The sequence below is a fragment of the Streptomyces sp. NBC_01474 genome (assembly GCF_035918215.1).
Taxonomy (GTDB): domain Bacteria; phylum Actinomycetota; class Actinomycetes; order Streptomycetales; family Streptomycetaceae; genus Streptomyces; species Streptomyces aureus.
The window spans coordinates 2,059,283-2,082,244 of sequence record NZ_CP109449.1 but is presented as its reverse complement, the minus strand read 5'-3'; the positions used below and the strand labels follow the sequence as shown (position 1 = coordinate 2,082,244).

22 protein-coding genes and 4 pseudogenes are annotated in these 22,962 nt (G+C 66.0%); 11 read left to right on the top strand and 15 right to left on the bottom strand.

The genetic code is table 11. From position 1 onward, the window contains the following. Positions 1–43 precede the first annotated feature (43 nt). Positions 44–757 carry a hypothetical protein gene (locus OG758_RS09980; RefSeq protein ID WP_326709651.1) on the bottom strand — a complete coding sequence of 238 codons (714 nt, stop codon included), beginning with the start codon at positions 755–757 and terminating at the stop codon, positions 44–46. A gap of 139 nt (positions 758–896) precedes the next feature. On the opposite strand from OG758_RS09980, the gene OG758_RS09975 reads away from it, so the two are divergent. Next, positions 897–1,223 carry a transposase gene (locus OG758_RS09975; protein WP_326709650.1) on the top strand — a complete coding sequence of 109 codons (327 nt, stop codon included), beginning with the start codon at positions 897–899 and terminating at the stop codon, positions 1,221–1,223. Then, on the top strand, positions 1,220–2,137 hold the full coding sequence (locus tag OG758_RS09970) for an IS3 family transposase (protein WP_326709607.1): 918 nt from the start codon (positions 1,220–1,222) through the stop codon (positions 2,135–2,137). The genes OG758_RS09975 and OG758_RS09970 overlap by 4 nt, the downstream gene beginning before the upstream one ends. Positions 2,138–2,348: 211 nt before the next feature. On the opposite strand, the gene OG758_RS09965 is transcribed toward OG758_RS09970, so the two are convergent. Beyond that, on the bottom strand, positions 2,349–2,510 hold the full coding sequence (locus OG758_RS09965) for a hypothetical protein (protein WP_326709649.1): 162 nt from the start codon (positions 2,508–2,510) through the stop codon (positions 2,349–2,351). Positions 2,511–2,875: 365 nt separating this feature from the next. On the opposite strand from OG758_RS09965, the gene OG758_RS09960 reads away from it, so the two are divergent. Both OG758_RS09960 and OG758_RS09955 read left to right on the top strand, forming a co-directional pair. Beyond that, on the top strand, positions 2,876–4,084 hold the full coding sequence (locus OG758_RS09960; RefSeq protein WP_326709648.1) for an MFS transporter: 1,209 nt from the start codon (positions 2,876–2,878) through the stop codon (positions 4,082–4,084). A gap of 104 nt (positions 4,085–4,188) precedes the next feature. Further along, positions 4,189–4,528 (top strand): annotated as a pseudogene (locus tag OG758_RS09955) (transposase family protein); the annotation flags it as partial. A 473-nt stretch (positions 4,529–5,001) separates the two neighbouring features. On the opposite strand, the gene OG758_RS09950 reads toward OG758_RS09955, so the two are convergent. Together OG758_RS09950 and OG758_RS09945 are read right to left on the bottom strand one after the other, a co-directional pair. Continuing rightward, positions 5,002–5,217: a hypothetical protein gene (locus tag OG758_RS09950; protein WP_326709647.1), complete on the bottom strand. Its 216-nt coding sequence runs from the start codon at positions 5,215–5,217 to the stop codon at positions 5,002–5,004. A 21-nt stretch (positions 5,218–5,238) separates the two neighbouring features. After that, positions 5,239–5,934, bottom strand: coding sequence for a restriction endonuclease (locus tag OG758_RS09945; protein WP_326709646.1), 696 nt, complete (start codon positions 5,932–5,934; stop codon positions 5,239–5,241). Between the two features lie 664 nt (positions 5,935–6,598). Between OG758_RS09945 and OG758_RS09940 the strand changes: the two are divergent. Both OG758_RS09940 and OG758_RS09935 read left to right on the top strand, forming a co-directional pair. Continuing rightward, positions 6,599–7,306, top strand: a pseudogene (locus OG758_RS09940) (DUF2637 domain-containing protein); the annotation flags it as partial. A 1,075-nt stretch (positions 7,307–8,381) separates the two neighbouring features. After that, positions 8,382–8,912, top strand: a pseudogene (locus OG758_RS09935) (transposase); the annotation flags it as partial. Positions 8,913–8,931: 19 nt separating this feature from the next. On the opposite strand, the gene OG758_RS09930 reads toward OG758_RS09935, so the two are convergent. The 4 genes from OG758_RS09930 to OG758_RS09915 all read right to left on the bottom strand — a co-directional run bounded on the left by OG758_RS09930 (position 8,932) and on the right by OG758_RS09915 (position 12,346). Then, complete coding sequence (locus OG758_RS09930; protein ID WP_326709645.1) at positions 8,932–9,576, bottom strand: dihydrofolate reductase family protein; 645 nt, start codon at positions 9,574–9,576, stop codon at positions 8,932–8,934. Positions 9,577–10,924: 1,348 nt separating this feature from the next. Further along, complete coding sequence (locus tag OG758_RS09925) at positions 10,925–11,149, bottom strand: cold shock domain-containing protein (RefSeq protein WP_326709644.1); 225 nt, start codon at positions 11,147–11,149, stop codon at positions 10,925–10,927. A gap of 198 nt (positions 11,150–11,347) precedes the next feature. Further along, the gene (locus OG758_RS09920; protein WP_326709643.1) at positions 11,348–12,151 is read right to left on the bottom strand and encodes a DUF1963 domain-containing protein; all 804 of its coding nucleotides are present in this window, start codon (positions 12,149–12,151) and stop codon (positions 11,348–11,350) included. A 42-nt stretch (positions 12,152–12,193) separates the two neighbouring features. Continuing rightward, positions 12,194–12,346 carry a hypothetical protein gene (locus OG758_RS09915; RefSeq protein WP_326709642.1) on the bottom strand — a complete coding sequence of 51 codons (153 nt, stop codon included), beginning with the start codon at positions 12,344–12,346 and terminating at the stop codon, positions 12,194–12,196. Positions 12,347–12,515: 169 nt separating this feature from the next. Between OG758_RS09915 and OG758_RS09910 the strand changes: the two genes are divergently transcribed. Then, on the top strand, positions 12,516–13,112 hold the full coding sequence (locus tag OG758_RS09910) for a hypothetical protein (RefSeq protein WP_326709641.1): 597 nt from the start codon (positions 12,516–12,518) through the stop codon (positions 13,110–13,112). A 23-nt stretch (positions 13,113–13,135) separates the two neighbouring features. Here the strand turns inward: OG758_RS09910 and OG758_RS48920 are convergent. Further along, positions 13,136–13,478: pseudogene (locus OG758_RS48920) on the bottom strand (IS630 family transposase); the annotation flags it as partial. Positions 13,479–13,914: 436 nt separating this feature from the next. On the opposite strand from OG758_RS48920, the gene OG758_RS09900 reads away from it, so the two are divergent. Beyond that, positions 13,915–15,612 (top strand): HNH endonuclease, encoded by a 1,698-nt coding sequence (locus tag OG758_RS09900; protein ID WP_326709639.1) that lies wholly within the window; start codon positions 13,915–13,917, stop codon positions 15,610–15,612. Between the two features lie 236 nt (positions 15,613–15,848). Here OG758_RS09900 and OG758_RS09895 read toward each other — a convergent pair whose 3' ends face one another. After that, a complete protein-coding gene (locus OG758_RS09895) occupies positions 15,849–16,679 on the bottom strand; it encodes a transporter substrate-binding domain-containing protein (RefSeq protein ID WP_326709638.1) in 831 nt (276 codons plus the stop codon). A gap of 278 nt (positions 16,680–16,957) precedes the next feature. Between OG758_RS09895 and OG758_RS09890 the strand changes: the two genes are divergently transcribed. Then, the gene (locus tag OG758_RS09890; protein WP_326709637.1) at positions 16,958–17,638 is read left to right on the top strand and encodes an HNH endonuclease family protein; all 681 of its coding nucleotides are present in this window, start codon (positions 16,958–16,960) and stop codon (positions 17,636–17,638) included. 440 nt (positions 17,639–18,078) lie between these two features. Here OG758_RS09890 and OG758_RS09885 read toward each other — a convergent pair whose 3' ends face one another. Beyond that, positions 18,079–18,438, bottom strand: coding sequence for an ASCH domain-containing protein (locus OG758_RS09885; protein ID WP_326709636.1), 360 nt, complete (start codon positions 18,436–18,438; stop codon positions 18,079–18,081). Positions 18,439–19,237: 799 nt separating this feature from the next. On the opposite strand from OG758_RS09885, the gene OG758_RS09880 reads away from it, so the two are divergent. Beyond that, positions 19,238–19,744 carry a hypothetical protein gene (locus OG758_RS09880; protein ID WP_326709635.1) on the top strand — a complete coding sequence of 169 codons (507 nt, stop codon included), beginning with the start codon at positions 19,238–19,240 and terminating at the stop codon, positions 19,742–19,744. Here the strand turns inward: OG758_RS09880 and OG758_RS09875 are convergent. The 4 genes from OG758_RS09875 to OG758_RS09865 all read right to left on the bottom strand — a co-directional run bounded on the left by OG758_RS09875 (position 19,741) and on the right by OG758_RS09865 (position 21,010). After that, entirely contained in the window at positions 19,741–19,944 is a 204-nt protein-coding gene (locus OG758_RS09875; protein ID WP_326709634.1) for a hypothetical protein, read from the bottom strand. The two genes, OG758_RS09880 and OG758_RS09875, sit on opposite strands and share 4 nt — an antisense overlap. A gap of 53 nt (positions 19,945–19,997) precedes the next feature. After that, positions 19,998–20,123, bottom strand: coding sequence for a hypothetical protein (locus OG758_RS09870; protein ID WP_326709633.1), 126 nt, complete (start codon positions 20,121–20,123; stop codon positions 19,998–20,000). A 130-nt stretch (positions 20,124–20,253) separates the two neighbouring features. Then, on the bottom strand, positions 20,254–20,502 hold the full coding sequence (locus OG758_RS48915; protein WP_442810417.1) for a DUF6221 family protein: 249 nt from the start codon (positions 20,500–20,502) through the stop codon (positions 20,254–20,256). A 283-nt stretch (positions 20,503–20,785) separates the two neighbouring features. Then, positions 20,786–21,010 (bottom strand): GYD domain-containing protein, encoded by a 225-nt coding sequence (locus tag OG758_RS09865; RefSeq protein WP_326709632.1) that lies wholly within the window; start codon positions 21,008–21,010, stop codon positions 20,786–20,788. Between the two features lie 812 nt (positions 21,011–21,822). On the opposite strand from OG758_RS09865, the gene OG758_RS09860 reads away from it, so the two are divergent. Then, on the top strand, positions 21,823–22,836 hold the full coding sequence (locus OG758_RS09860) for a helix-turn-helix domain-containing protein (RefSeq protein ID WP_326709631.1): 1,014 nt from the start codon (positions 21,823–21,825) through the stop codon (positions 22,834–22,836). The last annotated feature ends 126 nt before the right edge of the window (positions 22,837–22,962 follow it).

Sequence of the window (22,962 nt, the reverse complement as noted above, 5' to 3'; positions counted from 1 at the left end):
CTACCGAGCAGGGTCAGCTGGGCTCCGATTCGCCGCTCACGTCCTAGTAGTTGCCGGCCATCCCCTTCTTCAATGCGGCGAGCTCGGGGCCTGCATCCTTGGCTGGGACCTTCCAACGGAAGGGCGTGCCGTCGCCATCCGTGTAGACGATGGTGCCGCCGCGCTGCCCCTCGCTCAGATCGAATGCGATCGTGCGCCACTTGTACGACCCGGCTTGCACCATGCCACCCCCGGTGAACCCGCTCGGCGTGATGCTCGATGCCTCGTTCTCACCTTCGTTGAGAGCCTGACCATCCGGAGCGATCCACTGCCAGCCGCCACCCTCGATCGGCGCGGACTCCGTCGCAGCAGCAGCCCGCGTGGGCCTGTCCTTCACCGTGATGATCGCGAAGAGCCCGTTCTGGGCTTCGTTCCCCATGGCCTTCGCCTGGTAGGCGACCGTCGTCGGCGTCACCTCCAGCGCGCCGCCACCGGTTCCCTCTGCGGGAGACTGCGCGCCGATGGTCTCCGCAGCAGTCCCCAGAGAGAGAGTCTTCCCTGGCTGTTCAGCACCGGCGCTTGCGTTGGCGCTGCCGTCCTCGTCGGAGCAGTGCTTCATCCAGTCCGCCTGGCTCAGGTTCTCGTCTGTACAGTCGACCTTCTTCGCCGACTGCTTGGCGTCAGCAGGCTTGTCATCGGTCTTGTCGTTACTGCCGCCGCACGCGGTCAGAGCAGCCAGAAGCATGGCGGCGGTAGCCGCAGCAGCGCGAATGCGCATGAATCCCCCCACAGGTGAGCTAGCCGGAACATGATATGTCGCTTAGGTGTGAAAGGTGCACAACGTCGCCGGGTCGTGATGTGAAGATTGAGGTTCCCCCGAGATGCGGAGGATGCTGACAGCGGGTCAGATGGGACTCATGAGAGGAACATCGACCATAGCTGCCCCCAGGAAGTACTCGCTGGAGTTGCGTGAGCGTGCGGTGCGGATGTATCGCACGACGGATCCGAAGCCGCAGATCAAGAAGCTGGCCGTCGACCTCGGCGTGCATCCCGAGGCCCTGCGCGGCTGGATCCGCCAGGCCGAGGCCGACGCCGGCGAGCGCGACGACCGGCTCACCACTGACGAGCGGGCCGAGCTTGCGGCCCTGCGCAAGGAGAACACCCAGCTCAAGCGGGCCAACGACGTCCTGCGGACGGCCTCAGCTTTTTTCGCGGCGCAACTCGACCCGACCCGGCCCAGGTGACGGCGCTCGTTGACGAGCATCCGCGTCTGGGGGTCGAGTGCGTGCTCCGGGAACTGCACATTCCCTCCTCGACGTACTACCGCTGGCGCCGCGCGGAGAAGGAGCCATGTGAACGGCGCTGCCGCGACGTTGAGTTGACCGAGCAGATCCGCGAGATCCACGCCGCCTCGGGCGGCATCTACGGATCGCCGCGCGTGCACGCCGCCCTCAAACGCGAGGATGTCCACGTCGGCCGCAAGCGGGTCGAGCGATTGATGCGTGAGGACGGACTGGCGGGCGTGAGCCCGCGGCGGAAGGGCTTCACGCGCCGCGACCCGAAGGCCACCCTGGCCCCGGACCTGGTCAACCGGGACTTCACGGCGCCCGCGCCGAACCGGCTGTGGGTCACCGACCTCACGATGATCTCCACCGGTGAGGGGCCCTTGTGGCTGTCCGCGATCCGCGACGCGTTCTCCCGCCGCGTCGTCGCGTGGGAGACCTCGGCCCGCGCGGACGCCGACCTGGTGCTGACCACGCTCGAGTACGCACTCGCGTCCCGTGAGGTCGAGCCCGGCAAGCTCATTCACCACGCGGATCACGGCTGTCAATATACGTCCATCAAGCTGACAACTCGACTGATGCGAGTGGGAGTTGAGGCCTCCATGGGTTCGGTCGGGGACTCGTACGACAACGCCCTCGCGGAGAACCTCTGGATGCTCATCAAAACCGAGGGCCTGCGTGGTCGCGTCTTCACCACCCGGGCCGAGGCGAACCTCGCCCTATTCGAGTACATCGACGGCTTCTATAACTCCCGCCGCATCCAGGAACGGCTCGGCTTCCTCAGCCCGATCGAGTTCGAGGAGAAGTACTACGCCGACCAGGCGACGGCCGAATCAACGAACCTGAACACCCGTCAACCCGCTCTGACCAGCTGATCAGCAACTCCCGAGCAACGGGGGAACCTCAGATTCGCCTCTGTGCCAGCGGCGGCCTGCGTAGCCTCCCGCCATGGAAGACACACGCGCGGCAACCAATGTGCTGGTGGGCGCGGGTGCCGCGAGTTCGCCGCGACGGTAGCGGCTGTCTCATCGCCACCTGGTGAAGTGGTGCGAGACGAGGATCTGCTCTACCAGGTCGAGGGCGCGGCTATCGCCTCAGCTTGTGTGTACTTGTCCGCGCGTCCCCCTCGATCTTGTCAGCCAACGCCTGCTCCACGGCCAGATCCAGGACATCGGCCATCCGCAGCAGGTGGGCGAAGACGTCCGCCATCTCCTCCCGCACGCGCGCAGACCGCACGGGATCACCCATCGCCGCAGTGGACTCAGCTGGCGTCAACCATCGGAAGATATCGAGGAGTTCACCACCATCACCAGCCAGTGCCGGATGGCAGCGGTGGCAATAGATCCGTCCAACACGCGGCTAGAACCGTCAGGTTAGAGAAGGCTCAGGGGCCAGGGTGCGCTTGTGGCCCTCGGGGCACCCCACTCCAGGCTCTGCAGCAGTTTCTCTGACCTGCGGCAACACGCGACGGTACGAATCCATTAGCGGACTGCGGCCACCCCGCACTGATTGGGACTGATTGTTGGCGTCGGGAATCTGCCAGAGAATGATGCCGGTTCCTGCTGGACTAGTGGTCACACTCTGAATGTGATGTCCAACTCAGGACGGGATTCATGTCCACAGCAACCACCGCTTCTGTCCACTCTCCTGCACCGCCGGATCGCTCGGCCTTGGTTTCCTGGCTGGCTGTGATTTCGGTGATGCTGGGGATCTTTTCGATCGTCACCACTGAAATTCTGCCGATCGGACTGCTTACCTCGATCGGATCGAGTTTCACCATCTCGGACGGAATGGCTGGTCTCATGATGACCATGCCAGGATTCCTGGCTGCGGTTTCAGCACCCTTGGTCACGGTGGCCACTGGGCGTATTGACCGACGGGTCATGCTTGGTGTGTTCATTCTCTTGCTGGCGCTGGCCAATTTCCTGGCCGCCATCGCGCAGAACTATTGGCTGGTCCTGGTCTCCCGCGTCATGGTGGGGGTCACCATCGGCGGCTTCTGGTCCATCGGAGCCGGGCTCGCCGGCCAGCTGGTGCCTGCCAAATCCGTAGGCCGCGCGACCTCGGTGATTTTCTGTGCGGTACCGCTCGGCTCCGTACTTGGGGTACCGCTTGGCACGTTCATCGGTGACATCGCAGGCTGGCGGACGGCGTTCCTGGTCATGGGCGGCTTCACGCTGGCCGTCCTCGCTCTGCTGCTCCTGGTCGTCCCGCCGCTCCCCTCCGACCAGGCGACGCGCCTCGACGTCCTCGGTGGCATGCTCCGGAGCGTCAACACCCGCTTCGCTCTGGTGATGACCTTCCTCATCGTGTTCGCTCACTTCGGCACGTACACGTACGTCACCCCCTTCTTGGAGCAGGTGACCCACGTGAGTTCGGCTCTCATCACGGTCTATCTGCTTGTCTACGGAGCAGCCGGAATCGCCGGCAACTTCCTCGGCGGATCAGCTGTGGTGCGCTATCCGCGGGCGACTTTTGCCGCAGCCGCCGCGTTGATCGCCGGTGCGACCCTGCTCCTCCCGGTCATTGGCCGGTCGGACGGGGGAGCGGTAGCACTGCTGATCGTCTGGGGCGTCGCCTACGGAGCCGTGCCGGTCTGCTCGCAGACCTGGTTCGCCAAGACTTCACCCGACTCCCCCGAGGCGTCCTCTGTCCTCTTCACCGCTTCCTTCCAGGCCACTATCTCCATCGGAGCCCTGGTCGGAGGGGCCGTCCTCGACCACTCCTCGCCCTCTACGGTCATGGTGCTGGGCGGATTGGCAGCCGTCCTGATGGTGCTGGTGGCCTGGGCCCACTGGGCGGGGCGGTTCCCCTGGCCCTAGGCTTCATAGCCACACCGTGTCAGGCGCAGCCATCCTCCTCGGCATATGCCTCACAGTGTTTGCCCTCTCATCCGGTCGCGCCCGCCTCGGCGGACCGACCCGACGATCCCTTCGGGCGTCTGCTGTGGGCCTCGCCCGCATTGCCTGGTTCCACCCACGACCTGACCGCCGTCCGCACCCACAGCATCGTCGAGGCACTCACCGTGGCCGGCCTCAAGTGCGGGGTCGACAAGGTGTATCAGGGCGCCGGCGGTTTCATCCGGGGCCGTCGTCTCAAGCGGTGGCAGCGGCGGCACAACAGCACGCCGCCAAGATCCGCTGCCTCGGCGAGCAGGCCATGGCCACGCTGAAGGGCTGGCGCCTCCTACGGAAGCTCCGCTGTAGTATCAACCGCATCACCGCGATCACCAGGCTGTTCTCGTCCTTCACCACGCGTCAGCATGAGGTTGAAAAGGGCTCAATGGACGTCAGTCCAGAGCAGGCCTGCCCGCCCCCGGAATACTCCGGGCCGGTGGGTGCACCGTCCAGCATCCCGCCCGGCAGGCTGGCGGCTACGTGCGCCACCTGCAGGACTGGGTGTCCCGCGAAGAGAACCCCCTGCTCGTGCGGGGCATGGCCGTGCTCCATGACGCCGCGGCTCCCTTCATCTCCCATCTCCGGGAGCTGGCCGGGTCGGTGTGGAAGGATCGCTGGGGGAGTGTCGGTACAGGGGCACCTCCATGGTCCGGAGCGGTTCTTCCTCCAGGACGTCGTACGTTGACCGTGCCGTTCGGCAGGGCAGCAGTCCTGGCCGGGGGCATTCCTGTCTGTCCAGGCGAACCGGTGAAAGTCTGGCCAGATATGCCCGTTAGGCTGGCCGCCGTCGCTGCGCCCTGCCAATTGATCTCCACAGAACCGTGATTGAGCGCTCCGGGATGTCATGGGCTGGCTGACGCAGAGAAGTTCTTCACGACATTACCCAGCACATCGAGCAGTCCCTGGCCGAACTCGGTCGGCGCGATGAGCACGCCGAAAACCAGCACGACGGACACGGTCACCCACTGGTCGGATCGGCTTCGAGCCTCCACACGGCGGCGTATGCGGAAGTAGATGATGACGGCAAGCAGGACCGCCACGTTGAGCGTCAGGATCACTGGGCCAACTCCCTCCTCTGGTCAGGACAGTGCCGTCGGCCGGCGCGGCGGTGGGATGCGATCAAGCAGATCCCACAGTGGTCGTGATCCGGCGGCCCATTCGCCCAGTACGCGACGGTCCACCAGGTGGATACGGTGCTCCCGGCCCCATGGGATGGCCTTCGAGGAGAAACGGCCATTGGTGAGGACGACCGCAATGTCCGCGCCGTGGACCTGTCGTGCAGTGCCGTTGACCTGCTGCAGCACCCCGACGCCGACGGCCGAACCGCGGTCCCCGTCGCGGCGGTGCTTGCACTGAATGGCCCAGATGCGGCCGGCCGGGTCAGTAGCCCGTACGTCGCAGGCATCGTCGCCGGCGCCGCCGACCTGCTCGGCCGTGCAGCCGTCTCGGCGCATCAAGTCCCGTACGGCGAACTCGAATGCACGGTGGTCCAGGGCGTCAACCTCGGCAATGCGCATCCGCAGAGCCTGAGCGTGTACGCGTTGCCACTCGGCTCTCTGTCGTACCCGCTGGAGCCAGAAGCCGCCAGCGACCGAGGCAATCACGGCCATGAGGACGAGGAGCCACCAGTGAGCGAGCAGCCACTGCACGGCGGCGACTGCCAAGCCGACCGCCACGACAGCGCCGACCAGCACAGCGATCTGTTCGTCCTGCTTCTTGGAACGACGGGCCGGACGGCGGCGCACCGTCCGCCGTGTGGGGCGACGGCGGCTCATCTGGCCACTCCCCATGAGACCGCAGCGCCAGAAGTGGCGTTTCGTGGGCGGCACTTGGCGTCACCACTCAACCTTGGTTCGCCGCGTATGTGTGCCTTCACCTGTGCCGTCACGATCAAAATCCCCCTGTCCGAATGCGTTGGCATGTCCTCGCGCAGGTCATATGACAGCACGCGTCACTGACACGACGTAAGGATGCGATCGCTGAGGGCGACGGAGTTTCGGCCAGCGAGAGCCGCTCACCCATCCGCCCGAATGGAAGCCACTTGCGAGTTCGACGCCACAGCCGGTCGACTTTCAGCCGATTCAGCGTCCTTGAGCAGCGCTACGAAACTCACGTGCCAGGTAGATCCCCGACCACCGCGCGACTTCGACCATCCTCGCGCCGAACCAAGTCCCGCGGGAAAGCGCCGATGCCGTGCCGCACGTGCAGGCAAGCCTCCCCGACGAACTTCACCGTCCTGGTATACGAGGCCGAGATCGTCCAACCGGGCTACGAGTTACGGAAGTTGCAGATGATGGCGATGGTGGGTTGTGAGAGTGTGTCCGGTAGTTAGCTGTCATGGCAGTGGCGTGTTGGTGGGGGTGGTGGGGCGTGCGGCACGGGGGAGCTGGGGAAGGTGAGGGTGCGTTAGGTCGGGGTGGGGGAGGCGGCGCACCGCAGCTGACACGGACGCATCGCATACTCATCGGCGTGGTCGTCGCCGGTGCGGTGGTCATCGCCGGCATCGGTTTCGCGGGTTCGTACGCGGCCGTTCGCTCACTCGCGCTCCAGAAGGGGTTCGGGAACTTCAGCTACGTGTTCCCGATCGGCATCGACGCGGGTATCTGCGTACTGCTCGCCCTGGACCTGCTGCTGACCTGGATCCGCATACCGTTCCCGCTGCTGCGCCAGACGGCGTGGCTGCTGACCGCGGCGACGATCGCGTTCAACGGCGCGGCCGCCTGGCCGGACCCCCTCGGCGTCGGCATGCACGCCGTCATCCCGATCCTGTTCGTCGTCTCGGTCGAGGCGGCGCGGCACGCGGTGGGCCGGATCGCGGACATCACGGCCGACAAGCACATGGAGGGCGTGCGCCTCACGCGCTGGCTGCTCTCCCCGCTGCCCACGTTCCTGCTGTGGCGCCGCATGAAGCTGTGGGAGCTGCGCTCCTACGAGCAGGTCATCAAGCTGGAGCAGGATCGTCTCGTCTACCAGGCCCGTCTGCACTCCCGTTTCGGCCGCGCCTGGCGCCGCAAGGCCCCCGTCGAGTCCCTGATGCCGCTGCGCCTCGCGCGCTACGGCGTCCCCCTCGCGGAGACCGCCCCCTCGGGCCTGGCCGCCGCAGGCATCGAGCCCGCGCTGCTGCCGGCCGCGTCACAGCAGACAGCCCCGGAGCTGGAGTTGCCGATTGAAGCCGTAGAGGTTCCCATGGCAGAGCCTTCGAGTCCGTGGCTCGCCAAACAGCTGCCGGCGCACCCCGTCGAGACGGCGGGCCCGATCGACCAATTTAGCGCCTACGAGAAATTTCTCGCTGAGTATCAGATCGCACCGACAGCAGCTCAGTTCGCGCACTATCTGTGGGCCGAGCATGAGGCTGCTAAGGACGACGGCAGCGCGCTGTCGGAGGAGGAACTGGTCCCACTCCTGTCCGTATACGCGGCCAGACTCGAGGCACGCGTGAGCCGCATGGTCGAGGCGGAAGGGTCGCAGGCTGAGGTGCCGGTCTCAGAGGAGACATGGTCGGCGTTCTACCGGGATGTGGCCCGTGCCTATGTCGAGGAGTTCGGCGGCTCCCCCGATACGGCAGCCTTCGCGCAGTACCTGCGAGAGCGTTACGACTTGGACGCTCCCGAGCTGCACCTGCTGCCCGCCGAGGTCACAGCGGAACAGCTCCCTAACGCTGCGGACATGAGTCCCACCGCCGGGCTGGCGCTAGAGAAGACTCCGCCAGACGAGGTGCCGGTTCCTTCGCAGCGAGCCCGCGCGCAGATCGATGTAGCCCTCGATACCTCCGCGCCGGTTAACGACGAAGGAGAGGCGGGGCTGGGGCTCGCACGGCTCACGAATCCCGACCGGTACTACCTCGCCTACCAGCAATACGTGGACACCCACGGCATAGACCCCAAGGGCAGAGCAGCCTGGGAAGAAGTAGCCCAACAGCTTGCTGCGTCCGGTGTCCTGGGTGACAAGGGACAGCCGGTCAGCGCCAGCACCCTGCGTCGGTACGCACTGGAGCAGCGCATCTACCGCCGCTGGGTGGACGAATACGAGCGCCTGGGTGAGCCTCCTAATTACGAGACGCTGCTGGATCGGCTCGCCCACGACGGGATCAAGTCGGGCAACCGGCAGTTGACCCTCGACGATCTGCAGCGCGGCGAGCATCTCGCGTCGGGGTTCGAGCGCCGCTACGACGCACTGCACAGCCACAACTGATCACCGGCGGCCGTGACCTGCGGTCGCCTGAACTAGTGGCACACGGCCGCTTCGTCCCGAAGGGCGCACACTCGTCGCCCACCTGCGCCACGGTCCGGTGATCCTCATCGGCCGCGAGGCGACGCAGCCTGCTTGCCCGCCGTGGTGTCACCTTCCAGCACACCAAGACCTGGAAGGAATCCCGCCGACCCGGGCTGCGAGGCAAAGCAGCCCGGATGGCGTCTCGATCTACGTCATCCTGGGCAACCTGTCCGCTCATAAAGGCGCCGGCATCCGCCGCTGGACGAAGCAGCACAAGGTCGAGCTGTGCTTCACCCCGACCTACGTCTCGTGGGCAAACCCGATCGAGGCGCACTTCGGACCGCTGAGGCAGTTCACCATCGCCAACTCGAACTATCCCAACCACACCGTGCAGACCGGGGCCCTGCACGCCTACCTGCGCCGGCGCAACGCCGACATCCCCCACCGCGACGTCCTGGTCGCCGAACGCAAGGAACACGCCCATATTCGCAGCGAGAAGGGCATCCGCCGGGGCGGACGCCCCCTCGCAGCCGCAGCCTGAACTCGAGTGAGCCCTCGCGTCACCTTCGCCAGAACAGGTGGTGCGTCACGCCGCTTGGGCTGGGCACGGCCTCCAGGTGAAACCGGTCGAGCAGTTCATCGGGGGACTCCCACAGTCGTAGTCCGGACCCGATCTTTACTGGCGAGACCGCCACATGCATGGTGTCGACGAGGTCGGCGTCGAGGAACTGCCGGATGGTGGTGACCCCGCCGCCGAGCCGGACATCCTTGCCCTGTGCCGCTTCCCGTGCCCGTTCGAGGACCGTGGCCGCATCGCTGTCGACGAAGTGGAACGTGGTGTCCGAGAGCGTGAACGACGGACGCGTGTGGTGGGTCATGACGAACACCGGAGTGCGGAACGGGGGCTCCTCACCCCACCAGCCGCGCCACTCATGGTCCGTCCAGGGCCCGCGCTGGGGTCCGAACTTGTTGCGACCCATGATCTCGGCGCCGATGTTGCGCGCGAAGTCCCGCGTGAAGTAGTCGTCGAGACCCCGGCTCCCCCCGGCCTCCGTGCGCATGGGCCATTTCGCGGTGGCTCCGGCCCATGCGAACAGCCTCTCGGGATGGTCATAGCCGAACGGTCGCTCGAGACTCTGGTGCTCACCGGCACCGATTCCATCACTCGAGACGTTGAAGTTCATGACTCTCAGCAGTTGATCCACGTGTTTCCTTGTCAGGTCCGGTCGCGCCATCGTGCGGCGAGGCGCCGCACATCATGACGTCGAACGGGACGTGGCCGGATCGACAGCCGGCCCACAATCTTTTCCAAGACGTGTCAGGAAGCGGCCCATGCGTCGCGCCTGACGTCACCGCCTATCCAACCGCTCCAACTGCTGGAAGCGGTACGAGAGACGACAGAAGGCTCGGAACCCACTCTCATGAACCTCTGCCAGGTGCACCACTGGCCGTTCAGTCGGCGCACGGCCGAGATCAGGCCGCCGGACCGTTCCTCCCGCTGGGGTCGCCGTCCGCCGCAGGGCCCCTGGCCCCCTGCCCAGGGGCCTCGTCATCTTTCCCGGCTCACCTGCGGCGATGCCCCAAGGTCCCGTCCACGCCTCGTCCACGGCCCCGACATACGCGACTTCGGGCGGCCTCTGGCTGCACACAAGCGGGGGCTGCTGGGGGGTGGAGGTATTCGCGGAGAGGCCGATCGTAGGGGAGGGCGAACTCGACGGGATGAGGTGCAAGTTCACCCTGGTGGGCAGGGGAGCCACCCGTTAGCGCGCGCGTGACGTCGACATGCCAGGCGTCGGTTCCCGATTCAACGACGTTTCCCTATGTAAGGCGTCTTTGGTGGCGAATCGGGCATGAGGGTTGATTACGGGCGTGAACATGAATGAGTCCGACCCAGGCAGGCGCATGAGGCGCCTGCCGTGAAAGGAGCATGGAATGCAAGTTTCCCGTTTTGCCGCCGTGCTAGGCGTCGCGGGCGCCATCCTGGTGGGCGGCGCCACTGGCGCCAGCGCCGCCGCCACGCCTTCGGTGGAATCTCCTGCCACGCACGACCGTGGAAACGACCACGGAGATGACTACCGGCGGCGGCGACCACGACGGCCGCTGGGATCGCCACCGTGACGCCCGTTGGGGTCACCACCACGGCGGCCGTTGGGGTCACGACCACGGCGGCCGTTGGGGTCACGACCACGGCGGCCGTTGGGGTCACGACCACTACGACCACCGCTGACCGTCCTTGGGTGTGCCCTTCCGCTGCTGGGGGAGGGCACCCCTTCCGCGTCCTTTGCATGCTGTCGGCCGCATAAGCGCTCGCGGCTGGCCGAGATCTACGATCCGCTCGATTCCGACCGCAGGGATCTGGGCCCGCACAACGGTGTCGTGCAGGAGTTCAACGCCCGCCGGGTGCTGGGCATCGCATGCAAGGACGGGTGCGCGACACCCGCTTTAGGAGGTCGATTATGCGGGAGCTACTGCACGTCGCGGTGAAGAGTGCGGTGGCGTTGCGGACTGCTGGGGACCGTGGACGTACGCCGTCGTTGATGTCAGCTGTGGGTGTCAGGCCGTCCGAGGCACGATGCTCACCGCGCGGTAGTCGTACCCGTCCTGCTTGAAGCCAGGGGCTTCCCATGTGAGTTCGACCTGCTGGCCGGCCGACAGCGTGCGGAAGCCGGTCGCCTGGATGTCGGCGTAGTGGCCGAAGCGGCCGCCGGGGGTCTCGGGTGAGTCAAGAACACCCCACCCTTCCTCGTCGTCCCACTCGCGGACAGTCGCAGTCACCATGGACGGAACCCTACGGCTTCCGCTGTGCAGTCGCGTCTGGCACCTGAGCTTGGGAAGCTCGTGTGCTTGAGCCTTCGTTGCCTTGCTGACCCGAGGTGGAGCCGTCCCCCGGGCGCTCGGCCGCTGGCATCATTTCCGTTGTTCCCCGTGGTTCCCCGCAATATCTGGCACGCCTCTGGCTGGCTCCGTGGCTGCGCTCTAACAGTCGTAGCGGTGCGCGTAGGGGAGTTCGGGACACTGGCGGCAGAGGAAGACATAGATACCTCCGAGGTCACCCATGGCCATGTCGAGATCTTCCTCAGGAGTGACGCTGAGCAGGTGCTCCATGTGGTGGCCACGCTGGCAGGCTGGCCAGTCGGGCGACTGGTTCCAGGCTGGATACCCCCCGACCTTGTTCTGCAGCGCACACGCCAACCCTGTGTATTCCATTCCGAAGCGCTCTTCGAGCTCGTCGATACGGGGTTGCAAGGTCTGTTGAAGCTTCTGCGGCAGGTCCCAGTTCGGGTACTCCCTCACCGAGGTGGGGGACACTGTGCACGGACTGGGCATGAACTCTTCTTCGAACTCACCCTCCTGCGGGGCGGGGATGTCCCGGAGCACGCCGGTGGCGAGCACGTCCGTCTCGCTGCGCCAGTAGAGCTTCGGCAGTGCGGCGCCGGCCTGGTCTTGAGGGTGGATCAACGGGCACCAGACCAGCTGGAGTACGTCCATGCCTTCCGGGAACTGAAGCTCGGGTACGTCTCGTGCGAAGAGCTGCATCACCGGCACCATGGGAATCGTCCCAGCAGGGCTCTTCTCGTTGGGCCATGCCCAGTGTCCCGGTTGTCCGCAGGAGGGCCAAGGCTCGTCAACCGGCCAGAGCATGGGGCCGCCAAGAGAACTCTCCTGGACACTGGGAGACCCGCTCTTCGGCAACAGCAGCGTCGTCCGCCGGCCGAGAGCCGCGAGCTCGGGTATCAGGTCATCCAGATCGAACGGTGGACCTGCAAAACTCTGCGCCACGGGCGGGCCTCCTTGGATCAACAGCTCCAGCTTTTGGGCAAGCTACCTCCCGCCGCTCGAACCGATCGCTACGGGCTGCCTATCCACCGAGAGCTTCTTCTTGCCCTGGGTGTTCGATCCAGGCTTGCCGAGATTCCCTGCGCGGATGTTGACCCTGAGCGTCGTGAAGGCATCGCGGGTCTTCTTGACCGACATAACGAGTCGAGTTGTCGATGTGTGTTAGCGCCAGTCGCCGTCATTGGGGGCGTGCCCGGGTTACGGTCAGGCACCTCCGCCCTCGAGGGTCAGCAGGCTCACGGGCATTGGTAGCCAGGTCATCAAAATTCATCACGAGTTGGCTCGCCCTACCAGCACACTGGACGACATGGATGGACTGTATGTGGTCAGGCATGAGCCGACCTGGCGCGAGGAGCCGGAGTCTGACGACGAGTACGACAACGGCACGGATCACAAGACCCTGTATGCCCTCTTTGGGCTGGCCATCTACAAGGCCAACGTCCTCGAACACTCTCTCGTCAATGCTCTCGCGCTCACCAAGCTTGTTACGGCGAGGGAGCAGGGAGAGCAGCTCATGCGCGACCCCTGGGCTCAAGGATTCAAGGACATGATGGGGAGACTCATCAAGCGCGTCGAGGCGCACACCAGCGCCTACCCGGAGGTCGGCAACGACCTCACCAGGAGCTTGAAGCGGCGTAACGACCTGGTTCACAACTTTTGGCGCGAGCGCATCCAAGAGACGATCACCGAGGCGAGCCGGGCCAAGCTGTGCGCAGACCTGAAAACGGACTGCCAACTGTTCACTCAGACGGACGAACGCTTCAGCGAGAGGGTCCTCAACCCCATCATGGCGAAGATCGGGGTCACGCCCGAGGACGTGGAAGCCCAGTACTTGAAGGAGCGCCGCGAGGCGATGGCGCGCTACGAGACCGAGGCGTTCACGGCCGAAGAGAACCCGGCCTGACCTCGCGCTCAGCTCGCCCGACTCATCGGGCCGCCGAGTTGCTGGTGTGCGGCATCCAGTAGGTGTGCGTAGTCGGTCTCGGTGAAGCCCTTGCGTCGGCCCTTGGCGGGTCCGCGGTCGAGGTGGATGCGATAGATCAGCCGGTGCCGGTGGCCGGAATTGGTGCAGATCAGTGCCGCCATGGAGACGCGTTTGGTGCCTGCGGCGGTGACGCGCACGACGGTGTGTGGCCTCGGCGGCCCCAGGTTCGGCCTTTGGGCGGCCTCAGCCCCTGGCCGGCTTCGTCCTCGGCGCAGAGCCGGGCGCCCAGGGCCGCCGCCGTCTTTTCATGACGGGCCACTGCTCGTCCTTCCATGTGGCGGTCTTCTGTGGCTCGTCGGAACTCCGACCTCCGTGTTCATGAACATTGTGCTGCTGTGCCCCACCCGGTAGGGCTCTGTTCATGCTCCGCGACAACGCGTGCCAGTCCCGAGGGCTGACGGCCAAGATGGCCCTGCGAAGGGCCGTCACCGCGCCGAGCCGAGGACCTGATGAACGCGTGAGTGCCAACAAGGCAATCACGAACGAGCGGCCGATGCGTTTCACCGCCGCCTAGAACAAGGCCCAGCTGAGCTGACTGGGCCGACGGTCGCACCCGCTCGGAGCCTGTGCCGACGAGCGGGTGCTGGTGTGATCTGGTCCTACTAACCTCCTGTGTATGGGACTTGGGGATGTGGCGCGTGCAGGGGTGCTGGCTGCCGTCGATGAGTGTCAGTACCTAGGGCGTGAGAACTTTCGCCGCCGGTACGGCTTCGGTCGAGCCATGGCGTATGAGCTGGTGTTGGATGGAAACCGATACGACTCGAAGGCCATCGCCGGCGTAGCGCACCTTTACTCGGTCGGTGACCTGCTGCCGGCTGATGGCTTCAGTGGTGGGGCGCGTACGGTGGCGCACCGTCTGCGCGCGCTCGGCTTCACTGTGGAGGACGGGACTGCCCTTACGTATGGGCCGCAGCAGGTGCCACCACAGCTTGTTCTCCAGCCTCGCGGCGGGGCCCGGGACCGCGGCCCGCAGAACTTCGCCAGGTCGGTACGACGGGGCATCCCGATCGCAGATATCAAGGGCGCACTCGGCGGACATGTGGATGCGCTTGCCACGTTGTACCCGGACGGGGTCGTTCGGCTTTGGGGCTCCACTCCCACCATGCGAGTCAACAACGAAAAGGCAAAAGCTCTGCGAAACAGGCGCGTAGGTGACGACGTGCTGTTCTATGCAGAGAACCATTTCATCGCGCGCGCCCGAATCCTGCACCTATTCAACAGCTTGCCTGCGGCGCAGGCGGTCTGGGGAACCGATGAGGACGACGCCACCTGGGAACACATCATGGCGCTGGGAGACATCGAAGAGTTTCCCACTCGCGTTCCTGCGGCTCCAGTTCTGCAGAGCCTGAACGTTCCAGCACCTCTACGGAGCCTCACCCTGCGGTCCACGGAGGACTACCGCCGTGTTGTCCAGCACTTTCCGCAGCGTCGCCAACCGGCGACTGCCCCACCTCCGGCAACGTTGCCTGACGCATCTTCAAGGTTGACCTCGGCGGAACTGCTGGACCGGATCGGCTCCCTCAACACTCATCGTCATCGAGGGAACAGAGCCCCCAGCCGTCACCAGCCGCTGGCTTTGCTCTGGGCAGTTTCTCGGATCGCGGCGGGCAAACCCCGGCTGGCACCGTGGTCCTGCTTCCGCGCGGAGGTCAGTCCACTCCTGGCCGAGTTCGGACTGTCCGGTTCCAAAGTCACTCCCGAATATCCCTTCTGGCATCTGAAGGGCAGTGACCTGTGGGAGGTGCATGGGATAGAAAGCGATGCCAGCTCCATGCCGCAACCGGGAACCTTCAACAAGGTCCAACCCGTCGCAGGCCTTACTCATGCGGCGGCCGAACTGCTTCAAAACCCTCTGACTCGCCTGGAAGCCGTGGCCAAGCTGTACAGCATCTATCTTCACGACGTCGATCAGCGCGAGTTGCTCAGCCGGGTAGGCCTCGCTGGATACGCGACCGCTAACGGCCTGCTCGATGACGGCCAGGACGCCCGCGGCCAGGAGGCCGCCGATGAGAAGCGGGCGACTGGTCCGACCGGGCGGCGGGAGTCGACCTCCTCACGGCTGATCCGCGATGCGGCGATTGCGAATCGGGTCAAGGAACTGCACGACCACGCCTGCCAGGTGTGCGGAACCCGCCTGCAGTACAAGCACAGTCCCTACAGCGAGGCTGCTCATATACGTGGCCTCGGGTCCCCACATGACGGTCCGGATGAGCTGCAGAACCTGCTCTGCCTATGCCCCAACCACCACGTCCTCTTCGACGGCCTGGAGATCTACATCGATGTTGACGGCGTCGTGAGGCAGGCCCACGGGGACGAGCCGCTGGGGCACCTTCGCCGACACGCCGGCCATCACATCGATGAGGCATACCTGCGCTACCACCGAACTCTATGTGAGCTGAACGCTCTCACCACCGAGTAATAGCCTGCTTGGCTGTCTCGCCTTGGCGAAGCTCGCTGAGGGGACGTCTTGACCTATCTGCCATGGCGGCATCAAGTCGCCTCCTTCGAGAGTTGCCGTCGACGTTCTGCGCGACAGCCTGGATGCGGATACCGCGGCCTCGTAGTTCGATGCCCACGATGATGAGGTTCTGGACGGAGTAGAAGAGCCGGTCGAGCCGGGTGACCGTGATGGTGCCCTGCAGAGCACGACACGGCTCAACTCATCCATTGCGCCTCGTACTTGGCGTACGTCCCGTCGTGCGTCGCCAGATGCACGAACTGGGTCACGTACTCCTGGAAGTCGCGGTCGCCGCGCGGCGTCGCGTACGCCTTCTCGGCGAACGTGAACGGCTTGTCGGGGTGGACCGAACACAGCTCGGGGTGGAGCTTCGCCTGGTAGAGCGTCTCGCTCGCGTCGGTCATCATCACGTCCGCCCGGCCCGCCACGATCTCGTCGAAGATCGTGGTGTTGTCCGGGTGGACCTTGATCGTGGCCTGCTTGATGTTCGCGCGGGCGAACTGCTCGTTCGTGCCGCCCGGGTTGACGACCACGGTCGTCCCGGCCTGGTCGATGTCCTTGAGCGTCTGGTACTTGTCCTTGTCCGCGCAGCGCACGATCGGCGTCTTGCCGTCCTCGCGGGTCGGCTCGCTGAAGTACACCTGGCGGGCGCGGGGAAGCGTGATCGAGACGCCGCCGACGCCGATTTCGCACTTCCCGCCCGCCAGGTCCTTCGTGAGATTCGCCCATGTGGTGTCCACGAAACGGGCCTTGGCGTCCAGGCTCTTCGCCAGGTCCTGGGCCATGTCGATGTCGATGCCGCTGTAGGAACCGTCCTTCGGGTCCTTGTACGTGAACGGGCGGTAGTCGCCCGTGGTGCACACGCGCAGCACCTTGGACTTCGGCACGGCGTCCAGCAGGCTCTCCTGCTGCTTCTTCGCGGAGCGATCCACCCTCGACGGCTCGACGGGCGCGGCGGCGGTCACGGCCAGCAGGCAGGCCAGGACGGACAGGGCGGCGGCACTTTGTCTGGACGCACGGCGGCTCATCGAGACTCCTCGGCACAATGGTTGCATGATGAAGTGATCACCCTGGCAGAAGAGTCGTTTTGCTGCCACGTTCTATCGCACATGGATCCGGGCAACTAAGGCGGCTCTTCACCACGCCTCAACTGGGAGTGGGCTCACCCGCAGCATCACGCCGCTTGCGGCTGTATGACGGGCTGACTATCCCCACTCGCGGGTGAATCGGCCCGTCGTGGCGTCGACTGGGCGGGCGGCGTGCCGTTACGAAGAACCTGACCCGTTCTTGATCTCCGAGGAGCCTCGTGCGCACCTTCGCCCGCACTACCGCCTTGCTCAGCGTTGTCGCCGCACTCGTCATCCCCACCACAGCAGCCCAGGCCGCGTCCGGACCGCTCGGTAGCCCTGGCGACGTCATCACTACCCCGGTCCAGTTCGCGTTGAAGGCCCTGCCCGTCGCGGATGAAAACCGCACCGGCTACCAGCGCACCAGCTTCAAGCACTGGATCGACGCCGACAAAGACGGCTGCAACACCCGCGCCGAAGTCCTCAAAGCCGAAGCATTCATGACCCCCGAGCAGGGCCCCAAATGCAAGCTCACCGGCGGACGCTGGTACTCGGAGTACGACGACCAGTACATCGACGGCGCGAGCGGCCTCGACGTAGATCACCGCGTCCCGCTCGCCGAAGCCTGGGACTCCGGAGCCTCCAGCTGGACCGCGGCCGAACGCCAGGCCTACGCCAACGACCTCGGCGACGACCGCGCGCTGATCGCCGTGTCCGCGAAGTCGAACCGCAGCAAGGCCGACCAGGACCCGTCCACCTGGATGCCGCCGGCCGCTAGCGACCACTGTGATTACCTCCGGGACTGGATCGTCGTGAAGGTGCGTTGGCAGCTCGCCATTGACCCGGCCGAACACGCTGCACTCTCCAAGGACCTCACAAACTGCCCCAACGCCCCAGTGAAGGTCACCCTCGCGCGATAGCGACATCACCAACTGACAAAGCCCCCGGCCGCGACATGCGGTCGGGGGCCATCGTGCGTTGGACTAGCCCTCACAGGTGCGGGGGCTCTTCCGCCTACGCGGTCTCCTCCACCGCCGGCTTCCGTTGAGTACCTGGCGGATCCAACTCGGCGTCAGCCGCATCCGCTCCGCCAACTCCTCCACCGGCACCATCCTGTTCCGGCGGCCCTGTAACCGCTCCCGCGCATCCCTGCCGGGAACGGTCCGGTGCAGCACTATTGCCAGCCGCAGCAGCAGCCGTCCGGCTATGTCGTCCCACCTGCGTCGCACGCCATCCCCCTCTCGTCGGTACGCCACCACGCTGACCGTCCGCGGTCAGGCGAGTAGGCGTCAGCCGCAAGGGCGCAAACGCCAAAGCCCCGCCCGTGCTTGACGGGCGAGGCTCATGGGGCAGACGGTGCCTACGCGGCGAGGAGTTCGATCTCGATCGCGAGGGCGCCTAGTGACTCCTTCTCGAGCGGATAGATCGCGCGAATGTTCGCGAGCTGCTCCTCGCGGCCAGACGTCGGGTTCACGTTCGCCGGCCCCTCGCCATCAAGGAGAGCCTCGAAGTCCGGATAGCGGGTCACCCGCAGCACTCGGACGTCGCATGTCTCCTCGGTGCCCTTGATCCGGAAGCGGATCGTGTCGCCCGCAGCCATACCGGTGAGGTGCGGATATCGCACCCGGACCTCGATTTTCTTGCGTCCGGCAGCGATGAGCTCGAAATAGCGGCGGTACAGGTTGAGTTCGTGCCTGCGGGCCGTGGTCGTGTCGCTCATGGGGTCGTGACGCTCCTCGTCGATTGGGACATCAGGCGGCCGAGTTCGCCGGCCGAATACGAGCGGAAGAAGTGCCGAGGGTCGCTGAGGAATGTCGCGGCCATCTCCAGCAGCCGATCGGCGTACTCGGACAACGACCCAGGCCACATCCTGGTGTCGAGCATCCACGGCGCGGAACCAGCAGGCAACGACGCCTGGCCATCCCGGATCAGGGACTTGGACAGCTTCGCCCCAGTGTCCGTGACGACCTGCGGACAGAGAACAGCCGAGTCGGAAGCTGCCCGGCCGTGAGCCCGATCGCAGTGAGCGCATTATCGACGAGAGTCGAACCGAACACCCAGTCGCCATCCTTCACCATCACACTCAACCGATCGCGGTCCGCGCCGGCTGCGAGCTCCTTGACGAGGGTGCGGTACAGAGTCGCGAGGTCGAGGTAACCGCCGAGGTCGGGGGTGATCACGACCTCGTAAGGGCCATGGTGCAGGCAGACGGCTTGGACGATGGCGTGCTCGTCGCCGAGCAAAACGCGGGTCCGCTCGGCGTCCTTCTCGGCCCAGCCGCAGCCAGGCTGCGGGCAGGGGACGCGGACGTGCGGGGTGCCATGGGCCGGGTCCAGCCACCAGCGCGCAGCGTCGATCCGACGGTGCGGCGCAGATCATCGGCGCGATCACGGGCGAGGAGCTCGGAGAGGTGCTGCGCGCGGCCGGGCCGACGCGGTCGGGCAGTTTCATCAAGCGTGCAACCACACGAGTCCTTCACAAGTCCTCTACTTGTGCACCACTTACCTCAGGGGGAATCCATGAGTCACCCGCACCCGCCGCAGCACGACATCCCGCCGCTGCCGCCCACCGCACCGCCCATAGTCTTGGTCGTCCCGAAGCGGGCCGTGTTCACCGCCGCACTCCTCGGCCTTACTGCGGGCGCCGCCATCGTCGGAGGCGCCTGGGGCCTCACCGCCAGCAGCGGCCCCGACAAGCCCGGCACGTTCACCCTCAACGGCACCTTCGAGCTCACCGACAGTGTCGTCCCCGACGGTGACGGAGGATGCGCAGGAACGCGCGGATACGACGACATCAGTGAAGGTGCCAGCGTCACCGTGTACAGCGCCGACGGCAAAGTTGTAGCCGCCGGCGGCCTCGGCAAATCCACCTACGACGGAGACAACTACAACTGCACCTACAAGGTGGCCGTGGATGGCGTACCCAAGGGTGAGCGGTTCTACAAGGTTGAGGTGTCCCACCGCGGCACGCTCCAGCTCTCCGCTGAGGAAGCAGAACACGGCGGCTTCGCCGGCAGTCTCGGCTAGCCGGACACGACAGGGCCCCGGACGTCACCATCGGCGTCCGGGGCCTTCGTTGTGGGTACGGCACGGGCAGTCCAGCCGTGCCCGACGGTGTCGGAGGGGAGCATCGTCGGCACCGCTTCGAGCAGCCGGCAGATACGGTCCAGCTCGCGCTGACACACAGCGCGGGTACTACCGCGCGCCATGTATGACACGTCGTCCATGCGCCGATTGTGACCCGGAGGGCAGGGGTACAGGGCGCGAACCTGGAAGACGGTCACTTCCGGCGGCGGAAGAACAGCCACAGGCGGGCGATCATCAGGCCCAGGACGATGATGCCGACCGCGAGGTGGAGCCAGCGCGGAGCGGCACCTAGGCCGGGAAGGTGGAGGGTCAGCGTCACGGGCGCCACTCCTCCTTGTAGCCGGGCCGGTCCGCGTTTACAGCGGCATGATGCCGGACCGCGTCCAGTTACGGCCGCAGCGACACGAGAGATCGCGCGTGCTCACTCTCGGCCTCGAACGTTTCCCAGTCTATGCACTCGTGCTCCACGTACAGGGCAAGTAGCTTCGCTTGGCGTGGATCTCGCGCAGCACCCGCGCCGGATCATGCTCCGCCACATGCTCGCCGAAAGCCGGCGGCGTCCTCTTGAAGATGTCGAGGCCGCTACCCGCCCGCACAGCGGAGTTCACGTAAGCCCATGCCTCGCCTCCGCGTTGCTGAGCGGTCGCCCTCCGGGCGATCCGCTCGTCCTCGACGAGCTGTTCGCAGTACCACTGCACGAGGTCATCCCTCACACGGTCCTTGTCTTGGCGGGTCTGACGTGCTGCCCACCCCTCACTCCGGGAGCAGGCCAGGCCCTTCTGCGCGTGCGGCTACCGCTTCAACTCGTCCATGACCAGTCGACTGTGGCCAGGCCTGCACCGACACCTATGACCGCCCGAAGTTGCCGGCGTCCGGCACCGTTGATGTCAGCCGTTGATGGCAGGCGACGCTGCCTGGTCGGTTACGGACGGCGTTAGGCGGCAGGGTCGGTTCCGGGTACCGGGGCCAAGAGTCCCGGGCTCACGTGCCGGGGGAGCGGAAGGTGACTTGCCGACGGGCGGCTTTGTCGATCTCGTCGAGGGTGAGGAGAGGGGTGGCCCGGGAGTGGAGGGCTCCGCTGGCCTTGACGGTGAGGCTGACGGCGGCCATGGAGACCGGGTCGGGGAAGTCGACGATAAGCACGATGTTGTCCTCCCCGAAGGCGAAGGACATGGCCTCGACCTGCCCGCCGATGAAGCAGCCCACCGCCCCAGGGTTGAACAGCAGAGGTTCCCGAACGACCAGAGGTTGTTGTCGATAAGGGATGCCGCGTAGTCCGGATAGGGCTTAGGCGGGTCCTTGATGACGTTGTCGGCGGTGGTCAGGACGTGCTCGAGCGTGATGTGCAGGGCGTGCTCTTTTCCCCGGCGTTCGCTGTGGTGCTCCTGGTCGTCCGCGGGAAGTGCCCGTAGGCGGCGACGAGGTGTTCATCGGCCAGAGGGGAGATGCCCATCGAGGGCGCGTCCGTCCATTGACGTTTGACCATGATGATGTGGTCGAAGTCTGCCCGGGCTCCGGTGACATCGGCTTCGAGGGTCCCGCGCACAGAGTCGGCCTTCCCCGTGAACATGGCTCCGGACCCGCCAGTCAGGCTCGAGCGCCCCCACGAGGCATGCCCGGGGTGCCTATCCCGGGCGTCCACCCGCAGCACCAGCGTAAGCACTCCCTGCTGCGCCCAGGCTGCGCCGAGCTGCTCAGCGGCATCTATGAGTTCATGCTCGTCTCCCATGGGTTGATCAGCTGGAGCCAAACCTCTTGCCAAGCAGAAGCTTTAGCGTAAATCATTTCAGCGGTTAGATAGATGCTGGCCGAGGTTCCAGGTCGGTCCCAGAGCTCGCCGCGCTCCGCGCGGCAACGACCGAGAGTGGTGCAAACCGGTTGGGCGCGGCCGGGTCCGCGCCCTGAACCGCCGCTCGCGCCTGCAGTGACGCCGACTGAGCGCCCCCGGACTGATCGAGGTCCGGGGGCGGTCCGCGTGCGCGGGGTGGGAACGGGGAGCTCGTGAGGAGAGGACATTCATGCTTGAGGCGCTGGGTCTGAGCACGGCCGAGTCGCAGGTGTACCAACGGCTGGTGGGGTCCGGGCGCTGCCCGGTGGACCGGCTGGAGCAGCGGACCGGCCTGACCGGGACCCAGCTCGAACAGGCAGTCGCGGCACTGGCCGTGAAGGGGCTGGTCACCCTCACCGACGACCTGCCCGCGCAGATGATTCCCGCCCCGCCGGACATCGCCGGGGAAACGCTGTTGCTGGCGCGCATGAACGAACTGCAGTCCGCCAAAGGTGCTCTGCAGCGACTCACCAAGGAGTACCGCGAGGCGCTCCGGCCGGCAGCCCTGGAGGAGATCGCCGAAATCGTGCCGGCCGAGGCGTTGGCACAGCGGTGCGAGCAGCTCCAGCTCCGCGCCCGGCGGGAAGTGCTGCGCTTCGACGCCCCGCCCTATCTGCTGATCGAGGAGTCCAACGTCGCGGAGCTGGAGCAACTGGCGGCGGGAGTGCGCTTCCGGACGGTGTACGACCGGGCCGCGATCGAGGGGTACGCGGCGCAGCTGGAGATCCGCCGGTACATGGACGCAGGTGAACAGGCCCGCGTGCTGGCCAGACTCCCGGTCAAGTTGATCATCGTAGACCGGTCCACGGCCATGCTCGCGGTGCGGACGGACGACGGGCGGCCACCGGGCGCCGTCGTGCAGATCCACCAAGGCCCCCTGCTCGACGCTCTCGTCGCACTGTTCGAGCTGGTGTGGGTCACCGCGCTCCCCCTGGATCCGTCAACCGACGAGACGCACCGCGGCGAACTCGCCGGCTCGGACACCCATCTGCTGCTCCTGCTCCTGTCCGGTCTCACCGACGACGCGATCGCCCGCCTCATGGGGATCGGCAAGCGGACCGTCAACCGCCGGGTACGCGGCCTGATGGATCTGACGGGCGCTTCGAGCCGGATGCAACTCGGGTGGCACGCCTGCGAACGCGGCTGGATCACGGCCGGGGACCTGGACGGGCTGCAGCCGCCGGGCATCGGCCAGGACACATAGGGCCGCATCGGCGGCCCGGCGCCGCCCACATCGCGGACCCACGTGGCGGGTGTGCGCCATGTGGCGCGTATCCGCCACACCACCTCTGGAAGACGCACCGGCCGGAGAGCTAGGTTCCGAGCGGCG